This window comes from Pontibacter kalidii, assembly GCF_026278245.1.
Lineage (GTDB): Bacteria > Bacteroidota > Bacteroidia > Cytophagales > Hymenobacteraceae > Pontibacter > Pontibacter kalidii.
In genome coordinates this window covers 3,864,082-3,886,672 of the sequence record NZ_CP111079.1, presented here as the reverse complement: position 1 = coordinate 3,886,672, position 22,591 = coordinate 3,864,082, and the positions used below count along the sequence as shown (strand labels likewise).

The window sequence follows — 22,591 nt, the reverse complement described above, 5'->3', positions numbered from 1 at the left end:
GATCGCAACTTGGGTTTTATACTTGCCGATTTATACTTTGCCATACTTTTGCTAGCGCAAGCTGAAAGTCCCGAAGCATTTCGGGGCGTCCGCTGTGCCTTTTTATACTTGCTGTTCCGGACGTCCTTGTCCGGAACTCTGCCTGCTGCGGACTTCCTAATCCGCAGCAGGCCATACTTTTATACTTGCCAGTTTATACTTGCTGATTCATACACTGGCTATACTTTATACTTTGTCTCTACTTGCCGCTGCTTCCTTCCACTTGAGGCAAGCTATCCTTTCTAGCCGCCGCTGATCCTCCAGACTTACAAACCTACAGTTGCATTTCCAACTTTGGTGCTCTCCAGCCCGAGAGGGCTCAACCCAAGGACTGGGAACAGATTCGATAGCTGCTGCCTTTGCTACACAACAAGTATAGACTGTCCCTCTTTGAGGATAGAGTCATTTCATTCTAGCAAAATAGGATCAAAAATTACTGTCATTCTGTTAAGAAACTTGGTGGAAGGGAGGTTAAGCTATTGCTACTAGCCCACAAGAGATCCCCCGAAACAAGTCCGGGATGTGCCACTTTCAGGATGACAAAAGAGAGAACTTAACGGCTCTACCCTTTGAAGGGGCAGGGGGATGTTAATCGTCTGCAGAAGCTCTCTCCTGTTCTGGGGTAGGGGACCTCGATAAAGGAGAGGTGGAGGGGTAGGATAAAGACAAAAATAGCCTGGCCCCGGCTACACGAAGTATAGCTGGAGCCAGGCTGTTTCCGAAGGTATGCTTTAGAGCAAGGGTTTATACTTTTCTACTCCTTTTCTCTGGGCTCGCAGGCGGCTGCCGTGTCCGAGGGCACCAGCTCGCGCAGGTACGCGTAGGCAGCGTACTGCGCCCGCACGTTGGTCGGCGCCTCTGGCTTCAGATAGCTGTTGTCCACGGTGCGGGTTTTGGTGTCGTCCTGCAGCTGCAGGTCTATGATGTGGCGCACCTGCTCCACCAAGTCGGGCTGGTAAAGCGGGAAAGCCACCTCCACGCGCCGGTTCAGGTTGCGGGTCATCCAGTCGGCAGAGGCGATGTAGAGCTTTTCCTCGCCGTTGTTGTGGAAGATGTAGACCCGCGCGTGCTCCAGGTAACGATCCACGATGCCGCGCACCTCAATGTTCTCGCTCACGCCCTGCACGCCCGGCTTCAGGCAGCAAATGCCCCGCACCAGCAGCTGTATCTTCACGCCGGCCTGGCTGGCCTCGTACAGTTTCCCGATCATGCGGGCATCCTGCAGCGCGTTCATCTTCAGGATCATACTTGCCGGCAGGCCCTTTTTGGCGTTTTTGATCTCCCGGTCGATGAGTTTAACAAAGCCCTGGCGCATGTTGATGGGAGCTACCAGCAGGTGCTCAAACTTCTTATCGGTCTGCCTGTCGATGAAGAGGTTGAAGACCTGCTCCACATCCTTCGTCAGGCGCTTATCGGTGGTAAAAAGGGCGTGGTCGGCGTAGATTTTAGAGGTGGTCTCGTTGTAGTTGCCGGTGCTCAGGTAGGCATAGTTGACTAGCTTGCCTTTCTCGTTTCGGGTGATGAGGCCCAGCTTGGAGTGCACCTTCAGGTCAGGGACGCCAAAGATGACGTTGGCCCCCGCCTTTTGCAATTTACCGGCCCAGTAAATATTCGACTCCTCGTCGAAGCGGGCCTTCAGCTCCACCACCACCGTTACCAGCTTGCCGTTCCTGGCCGCCTTTACCAAGGCCTTGGCTATCCTGGATTTATCGGCCACGCGGTAGAGCGTGGCGCTCATGGCGGTTACCTTCGGGTCCTGGGCAGCCTCGTCGAAGAGGCGCAGCACGTAGTCGAACGACTGGTAGGGGTAGTGCACCAGGTAATCACGCTCTTTCATGGCGGCAAGTATACTTGGCTCCTGCTCCAACTGCGGGTGTATGAGCGTGGGCTGCGGATCATACTTCAGGCCAGGCAGGTTAAAGTCCGGGAACCCGAAGAAGTCGCGGAAGTTGTGGTACTTGCTTCCCTCCACCAGCTCCTCTTCGGTAATGCCGGTGTGGGCCATCATCATGTCCAGCAGGTCCTGCGGTGTTTCGGGGTCGTAGAGCAGGCGGGCGGGGTAGCCGGTCTCGCGCTTCTTCAGACTCTTCTGTATCTTGGCCATCAAACTACCCGATACCTCCTCCTCAATGTCCAACTCGGCATCCCTGGAGACCTTCACGGCATGGGCGGCAAAGGCTTTATACTTTGGAAACAGCCTCGGCAGGCAAAAGCGGATCACATCGTCTATGAACATCACGTAGCGCTGCTCGTTTACCGTTGGCAGTTTTACGAAGCGACCGCCATGTTTTTTGGTGGGGATCTCCAGCATGGCGTAGCGCTCTGCCTTGCAGTCTTCCTCCGCCGGGTCCCACATCTTCACTCCTAGGTATACGGTCTGGTCGCGCAGGAACAGGTGGGTTTCGGTTTCGTCCAGGATGATGGGCAGCAGCAACGGCTCCAGCGTCTCTGTGAAGTAGTCATGCACCCATTCCTTTTGCTTGGGGTTCAGGTCGTGCTCTGTCAGCATGTGGATGTCGTGCTCGCGCAGGTCGGCCAGAATGCCGTCACGGAACACCTGCCCGAACTCCTCCTGCTGCCGGTGCACCTCCTGCAGCACCTGATCCAGGGTCTCCTGCGGTTCCTCGTCCAGCTTGCTGCGGGTCTTTGGCTTTAGTTTGATCAGGCGTTTGAGGGTGGCCACGCGCACTTTAAAGTACTCGTCCAGGTTAGACGAGAAAATAGCCATGAACTTGATGCGCTCCAGCAGAGGCACGGTTTTGTCCTTGGCTTCCTGCAGTACTCTATAGTTAAAAGCCAGCCAGCTCAGCTCGCGGTTAATGTAAGGTGGTTCTGAACTTGCTTTCAGCTTCTTTTCTTTCTTTTCTTCCATCATTTGGTAAAGTATGCTTTTATCCCGGGGCGGAATGTAAGGGTGTTGTTATTGGCGGTTCTTCGGGAAGTCGTGGAAGAGCAGGGTTGCGTTTTCTTTGGAGATGTCGAACCAGCTCTCGCAGTCGAACTGCAGGCCCACCACGCCCGCGGTAGGCAGGCTCCCGATCGGCTCCTGCGACAGCATGTTGGCGAACTCGGAGAGGGCCTCGTTGTGGCCCACCAGCAGCAGGCTGTCTACTTCGGCTGGGGCGTGCTGCACCACCTCCAACAGGTCGTCCCGGTCGGCGCCGTAGACACGGGTGTCTACCAGGATGTCATCCGGGTCGTAGTCCAACTCCCTGCTTACCAGCGTAGCCGTACTAATGGCCCTCACGGCTGGGCTGGAGATGACGAGCTGCGGTGCCACGCCCCGTGCCGCCAGTTCCTGCCCCATCAGTGGGGCGTCGTGGCGGCCGCGTTTGTTCAGGGGGCGGTCATGGTCGCTGATTCCCTCAAACTTCCAGCTCGATTTGGCGTGCCTAAGAATATATAGCGTCTTCATATGATTTCTGTTTCTAAGCCACCCTTGCAGCCATTTAAATGGCCGCAAGGGTGGCTTAGCTACTTACTGAAAGTATGGGTAAATGGTTGTGCCGGCCTGGTTAGGCCCGGCACTGGACAAGGTAAGGCACAAAAACAAAAGCCCACCGCCTGCCGGAGCAGGGGTGGGCTTTTTAAAGTATAACCGGCAACCTATACGTTGTTCGGGTAGCGCTGGAAGTGGATCTCAGCCACACGGCGCTGCAGCTCCTCGCGCAGGGCATCGATGTTAAGCTTGTCGGTGGCAGAGATGAACATGGCAGGCGCATGCTCCTTGGCCATGTAGGTGGCCTTCAGGTCGTCGATGGAGGGGCGCACGTCAGCCTCCTCCTCTCCGAGCTCCTCTTCGCGCTGCTTCAGGTACTGGTCTATCTTGTTGAACACCAGCAGCACCGGCTTCTCCGCTGAGTTGATGTCCTTCAGTGTCTCGTTCACCACAGCGATATGTTCCTCAAACGAGGGGTGCGACACATCCACCACATGCACCAGCAGGTCTGCCTCGCGTATCTCATCCAGTGTGGACTTGAACGACTCGATGAGCTTGGTAGGCAGCTTGCGGATGAATCCTACCGTGTCGGAGAGTAGGAAGGGTACGTTGTCGAGCACCACCTTGCGCACGGTGGCATCCACGGTGGCAAACAGCTTGTTCTCGGCAAACACCTCCGATTTGGAGAGCAGGTTCATGAGCGTGGACTTACCTACGTTCGTATACCCCACCAACGCCACACGCACAATGCCGGCGCGGGCCTTGCGCTGCTCAAAGTTCTGTTTCTCGAACTTTTTGAGTCGCTCGCGCAGCAAGGCTATCTTGTCGCGCACGATACGGCGGTCCGTCTCAATCTCGGTCTCACCGGGGCCCTTCATGCCGATACCGCCTTTCTGCTTGGATAAGTGCGTCCAGAGGTTGGTGAGGCGCGGCAGCAGGTACTGGTACTGGGCCATCTCTACCTGGGCATGGGCCTGGGCGGTTTTGGCGCGCAGGGCGAAAATATCAAGTATGAGCAGGCTTCGGTCCACAATCTTGATCTGCATCTCGCGCTCAATGTTGCGCACCTGCGAGGGGCTCAGGTCATCGTCAAAAATCACCATGTCCACCTCGTGCTCCTTTACATAAGCCTGTATTTCGTCCAGCTTCCCGCTTCCCACAAAGGTGCGAACATCGGGCTTGTCGAGCTTCTGCACAAAGCGTTTCAGCGTTTGGGCGCCCGCCGTTTCAGCCAGGAAGGCAAGCTCGTCCAGGTATTCCTCTGTCTGCTCGTCGGTTTGGCGGTAGCCTGGCACTGCCACCAGCACAGCCGTTTCCTGCGGTTTAGAGGTTTCGAAGAATTTTTGTTTAGCCATTCATTATTTTTTAAGCGTCATGGTATAAGTGGCCAGCGCCTCCACTTCCTCATCGGATAGCTGGCCGCCAAAGGCTGGCATCAGGCCGCGGCCCTTTTCGATTACGTGTACACGATTGTTTTGGCTCAGGTTGCTTACCTGCAGGTTAGAGGCGCCGCCCAAACCTCTGGCTCCGTCGGCCCCGTGGCAGGTTTCGCAAAGGTGGGTATAAATGGCTTTGGCATTGGATAGTTGTGCCTCGTTCATGGCTGCCACAATCCCCTGCTGTGCCTCCGCCGATTGGCTCAGGCTCGCATCACCTGTTTCGGCTGCGTCCGTTTCAGGCGTGGCCGTGATGGCTGAGGTGGCATTCTGCATCGCACCGGGCTCTTGCAGGGTCAGGCTCTTGGTTTCGGCCACGCCGTAGATGTAGCCGAAAAGCAGCAGTGATGCGCCGGCCAGCACTTTACTCTCGCGCCTGATGCCCACTATACCTAAGGGGATGGCCAGCACCACCAGCACGACTTTCAGGATAAGCCAGGCAGGCACACCCTGGTAGCTGTAGAGCAGGAAGCCGCCGGTTACAAGTATAAGCGTGCCAAAGATAATATCCAGCATGCGGGTTTGCCTGCGCGCCCTGGCTAGTGCCTCGTGCCTGTTTAGCAGCAGCAGCACGGTTTTGTAGGCGAACAGGAGCAGGAACAAGACCACCACCAGTACGTGCGTGTGCAGAAAGACAATCGTTTCTTGCATGTGTATACTTTGGTTGGATGAATAGCCGCAAATTACATTAAAATTTCTGATGCTGCGGGCAAAACAGCTAACTTGCGCCTTCATAAACCCGGCGGCCCTTGCAAAGTATAGATAACTTGACGCACTGCAATAATTAGCAATGGATCACAAACTTTTCCATATCAAGGGCTTGATCGAGTTCCAGCCACGCATCTTCCGCGACGACCGCGGCTATTTTATGGAAACCTTTAGCCAGAAGTGGTTCGAGCCACTTGGCCTGAAACCCGTTTTTATGCAGGACAATCAATCTGTATCTGCAAAAGGCGTACTGCGCGGGCTGCACTTCCAGAAGCCGCCGCGCGCGCAGGCAAAGCTGGTAAGGGTATCTACAGGCAAGGCCCTGGATGTAGCGGTGGACCTGCGTAAGGACTCTCCAACCTACGGGCAGCATGTGGCCTGTGTGCTTGATGCGGAGCGGCACAATGTTTTCTATATCCCGGAAGGGTTTGCGCATGGCTTTGTGGCTCTGGAGGATAACACCACCTTCCTCTATAAGTGCACCGATTTCTATGCCCCCGAAACGGAGGGTGGCATCCTTTGGAACGACCCCGCCCTGGGCATCGACTGGGGCATCGCCGAGCCGCTGGTATCTCCAAAGGATGAGGTGCTGCCGCTGCTGGAGGATTTCAGCTCGCCGTTTTAAGGCTAGTGATCAAGTATGATTTTACTTGATTTAGACGGATTTTCGCTTACAAATAAGAAGGTCAGCCATTTTAAATTAAAGTGGCTGACCTTACCTTTTCAAGTCTTATTCAGATAGAATAGAGACGCAACGTATTGCGTCTCTACACAGCCTGTTAACCGACCTATCCCAGTTAATCTCAGGGCTGTTTCCTTCTGGTAAACTCGTTCGTTATGGCGCGAGCGTCCACGCTCGTGACCGGCTATTTTGGGCCTCCGGCCCAGTCGAACTACAAATCCATCCTCATAACAAGGCGCGGGTTGCAAACCCGCGCCAGCAAGTGGGGAATGAAACCGCCCTGCCACTTAATCCGGACTCGGGCAAAATCAGTTAGATCCTACTAATCACTGGTCTTCAACTCCTCCACCAGCGTCTCCAGCCCCATCCCCCGCGAGCCTTTGATCAGCACATAACTATCTGCAATGGGGTTCTTGCGCAGCCAGGTTTGCAGCTCCGGCTTGGTTTCAAAGTATAAAAAGTTCTCGTTTACCCCGGCGGCATACTGCATGTCCTTGCCGCAAAGTATAACCGTGTCAAAAGGCTGCTGGGCTACCACTTCGCCTAAAGCTCTATGCTCGGCCTCGCTCTCAGGGCCCATCTCAAACATATCCCCCAGTATAACTACCTTGCGTGGGGCATTCATACTGCCAAAGTTGCGCACGGCGGCGGCCATAGAGGTGGGGTTGGCGTTGTAGGCGTCCAGAATAATGGTATTGCTGCCCTGCTGCAGCACCTGCGAGCGGTTGTTTACCGGGCTGTAGGCGGCGATGGCCTCGTTGGCTTGCTGCAGCGGCACGCCAAAGTACTTGCCAATGCAGGCGGCAGCGGCCATGTTCTCGTAGTTGTAGCTGCCCACCAGCTGCGTATGCACCACGTTGCCTTCCTCGTCCTTATACACCACGTAAGGTGAGGCCTCCAGCAGCTCGCTGTGGTAAAAATCGTCGGGGGCAGGGTAGGTTACTTTGCTTTCGATGCGGCGGCTCATGCGCATCAGGTGCTCGTTGCCGGTGTTCACAAACACGGTGCCGCCGTGCTCCAGCAGGTGCACGTACAGCTCGCTCTTGCCGCGCGCCACGCCCTCCAGGCTGCCGAATCCTTCCAAATGCGCCTTGCCGATGTTGGTGATCATGCCGTGTGTGGGCAGAGCGATACTGGAGAGTAGGGCGATTTCGCCGATATGGTTGGCTCCCATCTCAATAATCGCCATCTCGTGCTCCGGGGTGATGCGCAGCAGCGTGAGCGGCACGCCGATGTGGTTGTTCAGGTTGCCCTGCGTATAAAGCGTGTTGAATTTCCGGCTCAGTACCGCGTGTATCAACTCCTTGGTGGTGGTTTTGCCGTTGGAGCCCGTAATACCGATGACCGGTATACTTAGCTGGCGGCGGTGGTGGCGCGCCAGGTCCTGCAGCGCCTGCAGCGTGTCCTCCACTACAAATACATGCTCCGAGGCCATACTAGGGTCATCCACCACGGCATACTTGGCTCCCTTCTCCAGCGCCATAGCGGCAAATTTTGCCCCCTTGAAATTCGGCCCGTTCAGGGCGAAAAACATACTTTGGTCCTGAACGGCGCGAGAGTCGGTGCTGACGTGGCGGCACTCGAGGTATTTTTGGTATAGAAACTCGATCGTATTCTGCATGAAATGCTTAAATTTAGCTTGCGTCTGATGCTCCTAACTTACGTTGCTTGGGCGCTGAAAGTATAGCGGCACAATATACACCCAATTCGCCAAAAACGACAGCAGCCCGACTTACGTTCATCAGCATAACCTGCAGCCCCAACCCGGCGGCCAACCTCAAAACTATGAAAGTGTACCTACCGCTTCTGTTTATACTTTTATCCCTCTCCGGAGCCTTGGCGCAGCAGCAGGAGCCGCTCCGCTTCCGGATGAGCCAAAGTATACCCGTTACCTCCCCTGCCGGTACGCTATCGGAACCCTGGAGCGGTGGCCTTAACGCGCCGCAGTTCTCTACCATCGACCTGAACCAGGACGGGCAGGACGACCTGTTCGCCTTCGACAGGCACACGGGCAAAGTATACACCTGGCTGGCGGTGCAGGAGGCGGGGCAGTGGCAGTATACCTATGCGCCGGAGTATGAGAGCGTCTTTCCGAGTGAGTTGGCCTACTGGGTACTGCTGCGCGATTACAACTGCGATGGGCTGAAGGATGTGTTCACCAACTCCCCGCTGGGGATACGTGTGTTCCGGCAGGAGCCCGGTGAGCCGCTGCGCTTCACGCAGGTAACGGACGGGCTGCGCTACCGTAACGGCCGCGTGAACATGCAGATGAACGCCACAGACATCCCCGCCTTAACCGACATCGACGGCGACGGCGACCTGGATATTCTCCTCTCCAATTTCTCGCAGGGTAGCTACCTGGAGCTGTACCTGAACATGCAGGCAGAGCAGGGCCTGCCTTGTGAGTCGCTGGTGTATGAGCAGCAAAGCAGCTGGTGGGGCGGCATTACCGAGTGCGACGGCTGCAACGAGTTTAAGTTTGGCGAGCAGTGCGGGAGCAGCCACGGGCAAAGTATAGCGGCCCCCATGCACTCGGGCCACGAGGGCTCTACTCACCTGCTGCTCGATATGGACGGGGATGGCGATATGGAGCTGGTGCTGGGAGGCGTGGCCTGCCAGAACCTGGTGCTGATGGAGAACAAAGGCGACCGGAACAATGCGCTGATGGATGGATTTCTGCCAGACTTTCCTGCCGCAAACCCGGTAAGTTTTGACCTCTTCCCGGCTGCTTTTTACGAGGATGTCACCTTTGATGGCGTGCCCGACCTTCTGGTTACGACCCAAGCCTTTGAGGAGATACGGGACATGGATTTTCAGCGCTCCACCTGGCTCTACCGCAACACAGGCGCCGCTGATAAGCCGGCATTTGCGTTTGTGCAGGATGGTTTTCTGCAGAGCCAGATGATCGACCTGAGCGAGGGAGCTTATCCGGCCTTTGCTGACCTGGACGGCGATGGCGACCTGGATATGCTGGTAGGCAATGATGCCAGCTACCGCAACAGCACCTACAGCGGCTCCCTCAGCTTTTACCGCAACACCGGCAGCCCCACCCAACCTGCTTTTGAGCTGGTAACCGATGATTTTCTGAAGCTGCACAACCGGCCGTATTATAGTATAAAGCCTCTTTTTGCTGATGTGGACGGCGATGGGAATCCGGATCTTATACTTACCCTGAAGGGCACCAGCATGGGGAGCAGCCGCATCGTGTGGCTCCGCAACCTGGCCGCCACCGGCCAGCCGTCGGCCTATGACTTTGCCCAGCAACAGGAGCTCCTCAAAATTGCCGATGGCGACACCCCGGCCTTTACCGACCTGGACAATGACGGCGACCTCGACCTGCTGCTGGGCAAGTCGGCCAGCAACCTGGAGTTTTACCGTAACACCGGCACCGCTACCGCCCCTGTTTATACCTTAGAGAACAGCAGCTTCGGCGGTATTGGCTATGACTTTGACAGGCGCTACTTACACCCCTTCATCTATGACATTGACGGAGACAACGTCCCGGATCTGCTGACGGCAGATGATAGTGGCGAGTTGCGCATCTACCGCAACATCACCCAAAACCTGAACGCCACCCTCACCGCCGAAGCCGAGCTGCTGGAGAACGAGCTGACGCAGCAGGTGCAGGCAACCAGGCTAGGGCGCGGGCTAAGTGTAGCGGCGGCACCCTTGGGCGGCGAGGATAAAGTATACCTGGTGCTGGGCTCCAAAGGCGGCGGCTTATACTTGCTGCAGCAAACCTCTGGTAACGTAGCCACCCCGGATGCAGGCGAGAAACTCACGCTAACAGTTTACCCCAACCCACACGACAGGGCTGCGGCGGAGCCGGTAAAAGTGCAGGCCTCGGAGCCGGTGCAGCTGGAAGTGTACGATGTGGTAGGCAAGCGCGTATACCGCAGCCCGCACCACAAGTATAGCCGCACCCACACTTTATCCGTGCAGGGGCTGCAGGCAGGTATCTACATCATCCGGGCCGTTTCAGAGCGGGGTGGCCATACTTCTGTAAAACTGATGGTGCGCTGATGCAGGCATTTCTATACTTCGATCTTGCGGAAAACACATCCTTTCATAAGCCGGTGGTGGAGCAGGTGCGGCAAAGCATGCCCTCCGTTTCCGTACTTGATCTGGATGCAAAGTCTGATGAACTGCTGCAGCACTATGCCCTGCGCCTGCTCCGGGAAAGCGAACAGGCAGTTATATGTATAAAAGCAGGCGCGGACACAGCCGATTTCGGTAGTCTAATGCCGCTGCTGGAGGAACTGTTTGAGGAAGGCAGGCAGCGGCTGGTGCTGCTACAGGGCCAGCACCCACGTCTCCAGCGCATTTTTGCCGCCCGTCCGCATCTAGCGTTTAAAATGGTAAAGGAGGAGCAAGTGGTGGAGGAGGTAAGGATGTTTCTGGAAGTATGATTGGTTTTGGTTGGGCCTGGTGGGAAGCCAAATTTCTCCGTTTTCTTTCCTGGTGCAAGTCTTCCGACTTGTATCCTTGTATGGTGCCGAGCCTGTGATTTGACTGGTTTGCTTCGGCCATGCTATATACATCGGCAATACTTGCTGGTTTATACTTTGTACGATCGCTGGCGCGGGTTTGCGACCCGTGCCTTCTTTGATGTCGGGTTTGCAACCCGACTGGCTCAGAGAGCCATACTTCATACTTGGCTATACTTTTATACTTTAGGTTATACTTGCTGCTATACTTTCACTGGCGCAAGCGTCCGCTTGTGCCTTCGCTTAGCCGCTGCTGTTTGCAACTGGACACAAGCTTACTTGCTAGCTGCCGTTCATCCTCCAGATTTACATACTAATCGTTTCACCTCATACTTTGTTGCTCTCAAGCCCGAGATGACTCGTCCTGGGGGTAGGGCCCCTCGATAAGGGCATCGCGCTGTGTACATTTCTTTTGCTCCTGCGTCGCAATGCCTTCGGCACCGGAAATCTACAAGGCGCTCAACCCAAGGACTGGGTTTCAGTTCAATAGCTTCTTGCTATGCAATGTGAACCGAAGTCCCCCTTTGAAGGGGGTAGGGGGATGTTCCTCCAACCACTCTTGCTATAAAACTTATACTTGAGCAGTGGCAATAGCAGGCTCCCCTCCTTAGGCAAGGAGGGGAAGGGGTGGTTGGACTAGGTACTGCCAAGCTCCCTCTCCTGTTCTTAGGAGAGGGTTAGGGTGAGGTTAAATTCCCCTCCTTGGAGGGGCTAGGGGTGGGTTTATACTTGCAAGCTAAACCTGTCGGCATCCAGGTGCGCCGGGAAAGCCTCTCTGAAATCCTCTAGCTCCTGTTTACTCAGCGTTAAAGTATGGATGCCTTCTGCCTCAGCAGTATCCAGCAGGTGGTAGCCCTTGGGGTGGATAAAGGCGGAGTCACCGGAGTAGGGATGGTTGTTTCCGTCGGTGCCTACGCGGTTCACGCCCACTACGTAAGCCAGGTTCTCGATGGCGCGGGCCTGCAGCAGCGTGCGCCAGGGCTGGCTTCGAACTTTGGGCCAGTTAGCCACATACAGCAGCAGGTCGTAGGCATTGTCTGTGTTGCGGCTCCATACCGGGAAGCGCAGGTCATAGCACACCAGCGGGCATACATTCCATCCCTTCAGCTCCACCAGCAGCCGCTCGTTGCCAGGGGTATACGTATGGTGCTCTTTGGCCATCCGGAACAGGTGCTTCTTATCGTAGGTGGCATAGCTGCCGTCGGGGCGCACCCAGTAGAGGCGGTTCAGAAACCGATCTGCTTGCTGTACCATTACACTGCCGGTCAGCACCGCCTGGTGCCGCTGCGCCTCCTGCTGCATCCAGTCCAGAGTGGTCGTATCGGCCTCCTCCGCTATCCCTTCCGGGGTCATGCTGAAGCCGGTGGTAAACATCTCTGGCAGCACGATCAGGTCGGTTTGCGGGGCTGCAGCGGCGAGCTTCTCCGAAAACATCCTTCTGTTGGCTTCGGCATCATGCCAGTGTAGTTCCGTCTGTACGATTGTTACGCGTAAGTTCATGGTTATTGGTTGCTCGTTATTCGTTATTAGGATGGAGAATCAAGCACGAAGATTCTTCTGCCCATCATCCTTCTTCTTTAAAACTATACTTTAGCCAGCTTCTCTCCGGCTGCCCGCAGGGTATCCTCGCTCTTGGCAAAACAGAAACGCAGGTACTTGTTGTCGGTCTTGTCGTGGTAAAAGGCTGAGACGGGTATGGCAGCCACCCCGGTTTCGGTCGTAAGCCGTTTGGCGAAATCAAGGTCATATGCATCGGAAACGCCACTATACCTGGCCAGCTGAAAGTAGGTGCCTGCCGATGGGATGACCTCGAAGCGCGTCTGCCGCAGCTGCTCTAAAAAGAAGTCGCGCTTTGCCTGGTAGAAGTCCGGCAACTCCAGGTAATGGTTCTCCTCATCCATAAAATCAGCAATGGCCAGCTGAAAAGGCGTGGCGGTGCTGAAGGTGATGAACTGGTGCATTTTGCGCAGCTCGCTTGTTAGCTGCGGCGGCGCTATGGCATAACCCACCTTCCAGCCGGTGGTGTGGTAGGTTTTCCCGAACGAGGAGACTACAAAGCTTCGCGCGCGCAGCTGCGGGTGCTGCAGGGCGCTGTAATGCTGCTGCCCGTCAAACACCATGTGTTCGTATACTTCATCGCTCAATACCAGAATATCCGTTCCGTCCAGCAAGTTGGCCAGCCTACCCATATCCTGTTTTGTCATCACGGCGCCGGTAGGGTTGTGCGGTGTATTGATGATGATCATGCGGGTGCGGGAGGAGAGGCGCTTTTTCACCTGGTCCCAGTCCACCGAGAAATCCGGCAGCGCCAGCGGCACGTAGATGGGCGAGCCGCCGCACAGCCTAATAACAGGGGCGTAGCTGTCGTAGCAGGGCTCCAGCACCACCACCTCATCACCCGCCTTTACCACCGCCGCTATGGCTGCGTTCAACGCCTCCGTGGCCCCGGACGTAACGGTGATCTCCGTGTCAGGGTCAGGGCGGAAGCCATACATTTTCTCTGTTTTCAGGCTGATCTTCTGGCGCAGCTGCGGCATGCCGGCCATAGGCGCATACTGGTTAAAGCCCTCGTGCATATACCTGGTCACCAGGTTTATCAGTGGCTCCGGGCAGTTAAAGTCCGGGAAGCCCTGCGACAGGTTAATGGCCTTGTGCTCGTTAGCCAGTGCCGACATCACCGTAAAAATGCTGGTGCCTACGTCAGGGAGTTTGCTCGAGGGGTAGTTCATCATAAAGCTTGGGGCAAGGTGTGTATACAGTGCTACAGGAACTAAATATACGAATATTTCTAGATGATAGCTTGCACCAGCTGCTGCACATACGGTATGGCATCGGCCTCGAACCACGGGTTGCGCCGCAGCCAGAACTGATTGCGCGGTGAAGGGTGCGGCATGGGCATGTATTGAGGTAAGTACTCGTGCCAGTTAGCGACTGTTTCGGTTAAGGTAGGCTTAGCCTGGCCTCCCAGAAAATAGTCCTGCGCATACTTGCCGATGAGCAGCGTGAGCTGTACATGGGGCAGTTGCGCCAGCAGGCGCTGGTGCCAATGTAAGGCACACTCCGGGCGCGGCGGCAGGTCGCCTGACTTGCCTTTGCCGGGGTAGCAGAAGCCCATGGGAATAATGGCCACCTTGCCGGCGTCGTAGAACGCCTCCGGTCCCAGCCCCAGCCACTGCCGCAGGCGCTTGCCGCTCTGGTCGTTCCAGGGGATGCCGCTGGCGTGTACTTTGGTGCCCGGCGCCTGCCCCACTACCAGTAGCCTGGCGGAGCTGCTGGCTGCCAGCACAGGCCTCGGACCCAGTGGCAGGTGTTCTTCGCAGATGCGGCACGCCCGCACCTGCTGCAGTAAACTCTCCAGTTCCTCCATCCCCGTAAAGTTACAAAGTATAGGGCAGGAGAGTAGCGCCTCAAGGGTAAGATTTTATACTTCCAGCGTACAAGTGCCCAAAAAAGCGAAAGCCGGCAATACCGGCTTTTATCTTTTATACTTCAGGAGAAGAAGAAATAGGTTAATCCTCATAGTCCTCCCAGAAGCCGTCGTAATGACGGGGTGGGCGGCGGTGCGGGTGTGGCATCAGCGGATCCTCGAACCAGCGGTCTTCCACGCGTTGGTTGCTCGGGTCGAAGTGCACGTCGCGCTGGCGCCAGACAGGTTCATGGGGAGGGCGCTGCTCGCCCCGGTGGTGGTGCTGGCCTGGGTGGCGCGGCTGGTAACGCTGCTGCTCTGGCAACCACTTCTCCTCCCGGTGGTACCTTCCCTCACGCTCGAAACGGTCTGTGTCCTCGGGGTAATGGCCTTGCTGTTGCAGGTGGGTGGCCGGCATAGGCTCTCCCCAACGGCTCCTGAAGTCGTTGAAATGCTCCGGGTGGTGTGGGCGGCGACGGTGCTGGTGGTGCTCCCAGTGGTGCGGGTGTCTTGGGTCTTGCTCTTCGTGCTGCATGCTGTGTCTCTTTAATAGTAAAAAAATATCCCTGAAAGGCCTGAGGTGTATAGGTGTACGGCGTGATAACCAGGATGTTCTTTTTTAAGATAAGCAAAAAGCCTAAAATAACAAAGCCAGCTGGAGGGCTGGCTTTGTTATTTTACTAACTAAAACTAATCTACTACCAAATCTACCTAATCTAGTAGACCTATACGGTTCAGCGGCGATAGCGTTGGTTTCTATCGGTGTCTTTGTAGTAATTGTCTCTACCTGAGTCTGTTTCATCGGCCCAGCGCGGACCGCCCTCATACCCTCTGTCGAAGTTGCGGTTGCGATAATTCTCAGAGCCATAGCGCTTGTGCGAGTCCAGGCGGTCTGCACCGCTCACGTGGTGCTGGCGCGGGCGGTACTCAGGGTCATCAGAGTGCCAGATGTCATTCCAGGTGTCCTTTACCCGCTCCATGAAACCACGGTGGTCGCGTGGGTATGGCGCTGTTTCCTCGCTGTCCGGAGTATAGCGGCCTTCGGTGTACCAGTTATGCGATCCGCTGCCGTAGCGGAAATCGTCGTCCTTATAACGGCTGCGCGTGCCCGGGCCCTCGTTCCAGGGGGCGTTGCGGCGATCGTTCATGTCGCTGTAGTTGCCCTGTAGCGAGCCTCCCGGTGTTTGCGGGCGGTGCATGCCCTGCTGGCCGCCGCGGTTGCCATGGTTCAGGTAAGAGTTCTCATCACGGTAGGCACTGCCGCTGCGGCTGCCGTAGTGGTCGCTGAGATGGGCGTTGCGGCCCTGGGCATACGTGGAGTTGCGGTCGTGCTGGTAGTTCTCGCCATACCTGCGCTCGTTGCTGTCTTGAGCTCCCCGCGGGCTCGGGCCAGTATGGAAGTAGTTGCCCTCACCCCATTCACGGGTATTGCCTTGGCCACCACGGTAGCCATAGCGCTGTGCGGACTGTCCCTGGTGCTGGTGGTCCCTGTCGTGCAGTTCCTTGCCTATCTGCTGGTTATTGCGCCCGCTGCTATCACGGTTCATTGGTTCGTTTTCCATTTTAAAATCCCTATATTGATGTTTTACAATGCATTAGCTCTAAAAGGTTGGGCTTATATTTACGGCAATGCAGGGGCTATAGTTAGCGGGCGGCAGGCGGCCCAAAAAAACAGCGGCCCCCTTACAGGTAAGGGAGCCGCTGCCGTAGCCGGTAAAACAAGGGCTAGAAGTACTCCTGCACAATCTCGCGCACGTCGGCTTCAGCCAGGGGCTTGGAGTAGTGTTTGCGCACGTCCGGGAAAGCTTTCAGTTTCTCCAGGTCGTAGAAGCTGGCGGAGGAGGTGAGCATGAGCAACACGGTGTCGCCTTTCTGCTCCGGCGTAAACTTCTGGTACTCCTCCAAAAACTCAAAGCCATCCATCACCGACATCTTGATGTCCACAAAAATGAGGTCGGGGCGGGGGTAGCCTTCTACACCGGCAAAGGCATGCTCCAGGTAATCCAGGCCCTCTTCGCCGTTCATCACCACCCTGATGTCGGGGGCAGCCTCCAGGCGGGCAAGCAGGCGGTGGTTCAGGTAGTTGGTGGTTTCGTCGTCGTCGATCAGAAGAATCGTGTTCAGCTCTTTCATAGTGGCTACTTGTTGTAGGTATTATATATTAACGTATGTATCCGAGATTATTTCTGCTTCGTGCTGCCCCGCAAAGGCCCTAAAACTACAACGCCAGACAAAAGCAGTTTATTTAAAACCCGCTACGTGATAGGCCACAAGTAGGGTTAGTAAAGTATAAGGTGTTTAAGATAGCTTTTATTCCTGCGAAGGCAAAATATGCACACTTCATCTACTACGAGTAGTAACAGCCAGCAGGTGGGTATATGTTTAAACTTTGTGCCGATACAGCGCCACTTCCCTATTGCTCCCGCTCTAGAAGCACGTTTTGTTACCGGGGCCTCTTCGCCTCCGAGCCGGAAGCCAGGGGCAAAGGTAGCGCAATGTAACGGCAGTTGTCTTAGAAGTGGTTTTTGATGCGTTCCCGTCAATCAGGAGCGCCGGACCTTGTTGCCCTTTGCTCACACTCCACCAACTCTGTTACCTCTACCGCAGACATCAGCACGCCCTCTACGTGCCGGTTGGGGTCGAGCAGGGGCTGGAACTGTATGTTAAAGTAGGCGTCTTTCTGTGGCTCGCCGTAGTTGGGGGTAACAGGAACCAGTACCTCCTTAAAGCTGACCGGCTCCTGCTGCTGGTACACCTTGTCGAACACTTCGGTAAAATTGATAGGTTGCGTTTCGGGCCAGATCTCGTTTGCGGGTTTGCCAACGTAGTGCCTGTTGCCGTACATTTTAAAGACACCAGGGGTTACGTAACGGCAGACATGGGCGGGCCCCATGAGCAGGCAAAGGTGCGCAGGCAGCAGGTTCAGGATATTGGCGAATTGCTGCTCCTTAAGCTGCATCTGTGTAATGGTCTCGCGCAGCTCGTCAATATCGGTTATAGTGCCAATCCAGAACTTTACGTTGCCCTGCTCGTCGTACATCGGGGCGCACCTGTCCAGAAACCAGCGGTACTGCCCGTCTATATGGTTCCGGATGCGGTACTCCTGCTCAAATACATGCCCCGTCCTTGTCGCCTCGTTCCAGGAGGTAAGCACAAGGGCCGAGTCTTCTGGGTGGATGGCGTTTATCCAGCCGTCTACCTGTCCCTTGGGGATGCCTGTATACTCATACCAGTTGTCGTTAAAGTAAATAGCCCGCCCCTTGGCGTCTGCCATGAAAGAAATATAGGGCAGCTTCTCGAGCAGGTGCCAGAAACGCGCATTGGTCTCTTTCAGGTTTTCCTCCGATTGCCTGCTCTCGGTCAGGTCTATCATGGAACCGACGATACGGATAGGTTTTTTTGTGATATCGTAGATAAAGTAACCCTGGTCCAGTACGCGGGCATAGGACCCGTCCGCTTTCCGGAATTCATACTCGCAGGACCAGAACCTGTTTCCGGCTGAGGTTGCCTGTTCGAAGCTCCTGTTTACTGTTGCGATATCCTTCGGGTGCACCCGGCTTAACCAGGCTTCCTTTCCCGAGCCCATCTCTTCGGGCTTATAACCAAAGGCATGCTGCAGGTTACCACCCCAAGTCGTTTTGCCTTTTTCGATGTCATACTCCCAGGTTACTGCATTGAGGGTACTGGTGAGCAGCGACAGCCGCTCTCTGTTTTGCTCAATCAGCTGCTCCTGCAGCACGGAAGCTGTTACATCGCTGGCTTCCTGCAGGATGTAAACAATGTCGCCCGCTGAGTTTAGGATGGGTGAATGAGTGGTGTTCCAGTACCTGCGCTCAAAGCCTCCATCCACAAGCGGAACATCATAGCGCACCGTGGGCATGGTATGAGGCTTTTGGGTTGCCAGCACAGCATTGAGCGAAGCGATCACGTTCTGCTTGCTGTGCTCATCTGTCTTAGCAGGGTTTTCAGGAAAGGTATCCAAGATATGCTTCCCGAGGATATCTGCGATCTTGAAATTGGATGTGCAGGCGTACAGATCAGTGGCATCCAGCACCTTCAGCTCAGGAGACAGGAGCAAGTATAAGCCAGGCAGTGCCCTGAAGACGAGGGCGAAATCTGGGGAGGGTTTGTTGGCGGTTACCTGCATGGAGCAACTGGCTTTAAGAATTGGTACCTAATCACTAAATTTACATAGTATACGGTTTAGAACAGCAAAAAACTGCCTGCGCCTGCCGCTCTTTTGATAAAAAAGCGGCAGACGCAGGCAGTCGTAAAGCAGTAATTAGGCAGGTCAGACTTTGGCCGATGCCATCTCTCTCACTCCGAGTCCCTCAAACACCTCCTTTGCATCCTCTATACTTTGGATGTCCTCCACGATCACGATCAGTTTGCTTTTGGCTTCCTTCAGGCGCGAGCGGCGCGGGTGCTGCTGCACATACTTGAGTATATTGCCAAACGTTTCGGACTGAAAGTACTTGTCGTTGTTCTCGCTGGGCAGGTAACCTTTCATCACCTCTTTCTTGATGGTAAGTTTCTCGAAGCCCAGTTGCTGCGCCTGCCACCTTAATTTCACGATCTCCACCAGCTGCTGTACCTGCGCCGGCAAGGGCCCGAACCTGTCCACTATACTTGCGCGCAGTTTTTCCAGCTCATCCAGGTCTTTGGTGCTGTCGAGTTTGCTGTAGAGGTTCAGGCGTTCCGAAATGTTGCTTACATAGCTCTCCGGAATCAGCACTTCCATATCCGTTTCGATGTTGCACTCCAGCACCGGCTCTATAAACTCGGCCAGGTTATCGCCCAGGAACAACTCTCTGAATTCGGTTTCTTTCAGCTCTTTCACGGCATCGTCGAGTATCTGGTGGTACATATCGAACCCAAGGTCGGTGATAAAGCCGCTTTGCTCACCCCCCAGCAGGTTGCCGGCCCCGCGGATATCCATGTCGCGCATAGCAATCTTAAAGCCTTCGCCCAGGTCGGAGAACTCTTCCAGCGTACTTAAACGCTTGCGCGCATCGGAAGGCAAGCCAGCCACAGGAGGCGTAAGCAGGTAGCAATACGCTTTTTTGTTGGACCGGCCTACCCGGCCCCGCATCTGGTGCAGGTCCGATAAACCGAACATGTGGGCGCGGTTGATGATGATGGTGTTGGCGTTCTCGATGTCCAGGCCCGACTCGATAATGTTGGTCGATACCAGCACGTCATACTCGCCGTTCACGAACTTCATCATGCGCTTTTCCAGTTTCTCAGGCTCCATCTGGCCGTGCGCGAACGTTACCTTGGCATCCGGTACCTGGCGCAGGATCATATCAGCGATCTCCTCGATATCCTTGATGCGGTTATGGACAAAAAAGACCTGTCCGCCGCGCTTCATCTCGTTTACCACAGCATCGCGAATCAGCACCTCGTCGAACACATGCAGCTCCGTTTTTACCGGCTGCCGGTTGGGCGGCGGCGTGGCAATCACGCTCAGGTCGCGGGCACCCATCAGGGAGAAGTGCAGCGTGCGCGGAATCGGGGTGGCCGTAAGCGTCAGGGTATCCACGTTTACACGCATCTCCTTCAGCTTGTCTTTCGTCTTCACACCAAACTTTTGCTCCTCGTCTATTACCAGCAGGCCCAGGTCTTTAAACTTCACATCCTTGCTCACGATGCGGTGCGTTCCGATCAGGATATCCACTTTGCCTTCGGCCACGCGCTTTAAAGTTTCCTTGGTATCCTTGATGGTTTTAAAGCGGTTGATGTAGTCTACGGTTACCGGGAACTGCTCCAACCTGTCGCGGAACGTGCGGTAGTGCTGCATGGCAAGTATAGTAGTAGGCACTAGAATGGCGACCTGCTTGCCATCGCAGGCGGCTTTAAAAGCGGCACGTATGGCTACCTCAGTTTTACCAAAGCCCACATCGCCGCACACCAGGCGGTCCATCGGGTGCGGTTGCTCCATGTCAGCTTTCACATCCTCCGTAGATTTTGCCTGGTCGGGGGTGTCCTCGTAAATAAACGACGACTCCAGCTCGGCCTGTAAAAAGCCATCTTTGGAGTAGGCATAACCCGGTGCGGCTTTGCGCTTGGCGTAAAGGCTGATAAGCTCGGCTGCAATATCTTTAACCTTGCTCTTTACCTTCTTCTTCTTGTTCTCCCACTCTGGCGAGCCCAGTTTGCTCATACTTGGCGGACCACCCTCTTTGCCGCTATACTTGGAGATTTTGTGCAGCGAGTGAATGCTGACGTACAGCAGATCGTCGTCGCGGTACACGAGCCGGATGGCTTCCTGCAGGCGGCCGCCCACTTCCACTTTCTCGAGCCCGGCAAAGCGGCCGATGCCGTAATCCACGTGCGTAATATAATCGCCGGGCTGCAGCGAGCGCAGCTCCTTCAGCGTCATGGCCTTTTGCTTGGAATGTCCTTCCTTGGCCTTGTGCTGGTAAAACCTGTCGAACAGCTGGTGATCAGTGTAGCAGGTTACCTTGAGTATCTGGTCGATGAAGCCCTCGCGCAGCGAAAGGCCCAGGTGCTGGAAACGCACATCATGGTCCAGCTCATCGAAGATCAGGGTGAGGCGGTTGATCTGGCGCGGAGAATCGGTGGCGATGATGTTCACAAAACCATCGCCCTGGTGCTCGTGCAGGTCTTTTACCAGCCGCTTAAAATCTTTGTTAAACGAGGGCTGCGGCTTGGCCTGTAGCTGTATCACCTCTGCGGATTTGAAATGGAAACGCTTTCCGATCTCCACCACGTTAAAGTTGTCGAGCAGCTTCTTGAACTGCTTTGGCGTCTGGAAAAGCTGCTCGGGGTCCGAGACGATCTGCGTGCCGCCGCTACCGGCCATCATCTTCTCGAAACTGTGCGAGGCCTTGTCAAAATACTCCTCGATCACGTCCAGGGTCTGGCGCACATCCTTAAACCAGAGGTTCGTATTTTTAGGAAGGAAATCCAGGAATGCCTCGCGTGTTTCCTGCAGCAGTTTGGTCTGCACATTGGGGATGATCGAGATGGCCTTTTTCGTCTCCACCGACAGCTGCGTGTCCGGGTCGAAGGTGCGTATACTTTCGATCTCGTCGCCGAAGAGCTCAATGCGGTAGGGCAGGTCGTTGGCATACGAGAACACATCCACAATACCGCCGCGGACAGCATACTGGCCCGCCTCGTACACAAAATCGGTGCGCTCGAAGCCATACTCGGCCAGCATCTCGCTCAGAAAGTTTACGTCCAGCTTCGCGCCCACCTTGGCACCCAGCGTATTCTCCACCAGCGATTTCTTGTTGATCACCTTCTCCGTGAGCGCCTCCGGGTAGGTCACGATCAGCTCGCCTTTGTCGGTTTTGCTGTTGAGGCGGTTGAGTACCTCGGCGCGCATCAAGATGTTAGCATTCTCGGTATCGTCAAAGCTGTAGGGGCGCTTGTAGGAGGTCGGGAAAAGCAGGATCTCCTTCTGGTCGCCCAATAGGTTTTTGAGGTCGGTATAGAAATAAGCGGCCTCCTCCCGGTCGTGTAGCACGAAGAGTTGATGCTGCGGATTCAACGTATAAACTGCCGACGCCATCACGGCATCCAGGCTGCCTGCCATGCCTTTGAGCTGCAGGCGGTAAGGCTCTTTGGCTTTTAAACGTTCGGCAATGGTTTGCACCACGCTGTCGAGGCGGTACAGTTCTAAAAAATCAGATATTTTCATTCAGTTCTATCACAAAACAGCAAAGGCAGAACACAGGGCTTTTCGGTTAAGCCGTGTTCTGCTACTTCTTCTTTACAAAGATACAGTTTTTAGAAAACACTGTGGAGGAGGAGAAGGTTGCGGGGGAGGGGGAGGTTATTTTCTTTTTTTTTCGCCGCGAGATAAGATAGAAAAATAATATCTTTCGGTGCTATGGAAACACCCTTGCTCAGGTACAGATTAACAGAGCCTTTGGGCTTCGGAACAAAGGTGTGCGCTATAGTTATTATGATTGGAGGCATAGCCTTGGCCATAACTCAGCCTGTAGGAGGCCTAATTCTGATCGTAGCCGGTATCTTTCCATTTTTATACTTTAAGTGCCTTGAAATTGATCCCTATAACGGGACATACAGAGTTGGGGTGCATGTGTTGGGGTATACTATAGGGCAGCAAGAGCCTTTCCCGGGCATCAAATGCATCTTCCTGAAAAAGAACAGAACGATTCACCAGTCTACGGTGCGCTCTTGGTCACAGACTGTCTCTACTTCGTTTGATGGTTACCTCTGGCTGGAGGATGGCACTAAAATACTTCTATCACAGGACGGTAAAAAAGAAGTAGCTTTACTTAAACTGCAGCCCTTTGCGGATGAACTGCAGACAAGTATCAAAGATTTGACAGCTCCGTTTTCTCAGGCGTAGTGCCCGCCCTTTCGGGCGTGCAATCCGACTTCTACAGCTGCCCCCCC

17 protein-coding genes are annotated in these 22,591 nt (G+C 55.1%); 4 read left to right on the top strand and 13 right to left on the bottom strand.

Features of this window, described 5'->3' with window-relative positions:
* Positions 1-793 precede the first annotated feature (793 nt).
* The 4 genes from ppk1 to OH144_RS16205 form a co-directional block, all read right to left on the bottom strand.
* Entirely contained in the window at positions 794-2,914 is a 2,121-nt protein-coding gene (gene ppk1, locus OH144_RS16220) for a polyphosphate kinase 1 (RefSeq protein ID WP_266203321.1), read from the bottom strand.
* A gap of 45 nt (positions 2,915-2,959) precedes the next feature.
* The gene (locus tag OH144_RS16215) at positions 2,960-3,454 is read right to left on the bottom strand and encodes a SixA phosphatase family protein (protein ID WP_266203320.1); all 495 of its coding nucleotides are present in this window, start codon (positions 3,452-3,454) and stop codon (positions 2,960-2,962) included.
* 191 nt (positions 3,455-3,645) lie between these two features.
* A complete protein-coding gene (gene hflX / locus OH144_RS16210; protein ID WP_266203319.1) occupies positions 3,646-4,833 on the bottom strand; it encodes a GTPase HflX in 1,188 nt (395 codons plus the stop codon).
* Between the two features lie 3 nt (positions 4,834-4,836).
* A complete protein-coding gene (locus OH144_RS16205) occupies positions 4,837-5,565 on the bottom strand; it encodes a c-type cytochrome (protein ID WP_266203318.1) in 729 nt (242 codons plus the stop codon).
* A 139-nt stretch (positions 5,566-5,704) separates the two neighbouring features.
* Here OH144_RS16205 and rfbC point away from each other — a divergent pair, with 139 nt between their 5' ends.
* Entirely contained in the window at positions 5,705-6,247 is a 543-nt protein-coding gene (rfbC, locus tag OH144_RS16200) for a dTDP-4-dehydrorhamnose 3,5-epimerase (protein WP_266203317.1), read from the top strand.
* A gap of 379 nt (positions 6,248-6,626) precedes the next feature.
* On the opposite strand, the gene OH144_RS16195 is transcribed toward rfbC, so the two are convergent.
* Positions 6,627-7,925 (bottom strand): UDP-N-acetylmuramoyl-tripeptide--D-alanyl-D-alanine ligase, encoded by a 1,299-nt coding sequence (locus tag OH144_RS16195; protein WP_266203316.1) that lies wholly within the window; start codon positions 7,923-7,925, stop codon positions 6,627-6,629.
* Between the two features lie 164 nt (positions 7,926-8,089).
* Here OH144_RS16195 and OH144_RS16190 point away from each other — a divergent pair, with 164 nt between their 5' ends.
* Complete coding sequence (locus OH144_RS16190) at positions 8,090-10,327, top strand: FG-GAP-like repeat-containing protein (RefSeq protein ID WP_266203315.1); 2,238 nt, start codon at positions 8,090-8,092, stop codon at positions 10,325-10,327.
* Positions 10,327-10,713, top strand: coding sequence for a hypothetical protein (locus OH144_RS16185; RefSeq protein ID WP_266203314.1), 387 nt, complete (start codon positions 10,327-10,329; stop codon positions 10,711-10,713). The genes OH144_RS16190 and OH144_RS16185 overlap by 1 nt, the downstream gene beginning before the upstream one ends.
* An 801-nt stretch (positions 10,714-11,514) precedes the next feature.
* Here the strand turns inward: OH144_RS16185 and OH144_RS16180 are convergent.
* The 8 genes from OH144_RS16180 to mfd all read right to left on the bottom strand — a co-directional run bounded on the left by OH144_RS16180 (position 11,515) and on the right by mfd (position 21,866).
* Positions 11,515-12,291, bottom strand: a complete 777-nt coding sequence (locus OH144_RS16180; protein ID WP_266203313.1) for an amidohydrolase — start codon at positions 12,289-12,291, stop codon at positions 11,515-11,517.
* 83 nt (positions 12,292-12,374) lie between these two features.
* Positions 12,375-13,523 carry a methionine aminotransferase gene (locus tag OH144_RS16175; protein ID WP_266203312.1) on the bottom strand — a complete coding sequence of 383 codons (1,149 nt, stop codon included), beginning with the start codon at positions 13,521-13,523 and terminating at the stop codon, positions 12,375-12,377.
* 56 nt (positions 13,524-13,579) lie between these two features.
* Positions 13,580-14,158 carry a uracil-DNA glycosylase family protein gene (locus OH144_RS16170; protein ID WP_266203311.1) on the bottom strand — a complete coding sequence of 193 codons (579 nt, stop codon included), beginning with the start codon at positions 14,156-14,158 and terminating at the stop codon, positions 13,580-13,582.
* A gap of 142 nt (positions 14,159-14,300) precedes the next feature.
* Positions 14,301-14,732: a hypothetical protein gene (locus tag OH144_RS16165; protein WP_266203310.1), complete on the bottom strand. Its 432-nt coding sequence runs from the start codon at positions 14,730-14,732 to the stop codon at positions 14,301-14,303.
* Positions 14,733-14,931: 199 nt separating this feature from the next.
* Positions 14,932-15,759: a hypothetical protein gene (locus OH144_RS16160; protein WP_266203309.1), complete on the bottom strand. Its 828-nt coding sequence runs from the start codon at positions 15,757-15,759 to the stop codon at positions 14,932-14,934.
* A 163-nt stretch (positions 15,760-15,922) separates the two neighbouring features.
* On the bottom strand, positions 15,923-16,330 hold the full coding sequence (locus tag OH144_RS16155) for a response regulator (RefSeq protein ID WP_266203308.1): 408 nt from the start codon (positions 16,328-16,330) through the stop codon (positions 15,923-15,925).
* Between the two features lie 406 nt (positions 16,331-16,736).
* Positions 16,737-18,344 (bottom strand): PAS domain-containing protein, encoded by a 1,608-nt coding sequence (locus OH144_RS16150; RefSeq protein ID WP_266203307.1) that lies wholly within the window; start codon positions 18,342-18,344, stop codon positions 16,737-16,739.
* Between the two features lie 144 nt (positions 18,345-18,488).
* Complete coding sequence (mfd, locus tag OH144_RS16145; protein WP_266203306.1) at positions 18,489-21,866, bottom strand: transcription-repair coupling factor; 3,378 nt, start codon at positions 21,864-21,866, stop codon at positions 18,489-18,491.
* 285 nt (positions 21,867-22,151) lie between these two features.
* On the opposite strand from mfd, the gene OH144_RS16140 reads away from it, so the two are divergent.
* Positions 22,152-22,544, top strand: coding sequence for a hypothetical protein (locus tag OH144_RS16140; protein ID WP_266203305.1), 393 nt, complete (start codon positions 22,152-22,154; stop codon positions 22,542-22,544).
* Positions 22,545-22,591: the final 47 nt, after the last annotated feature.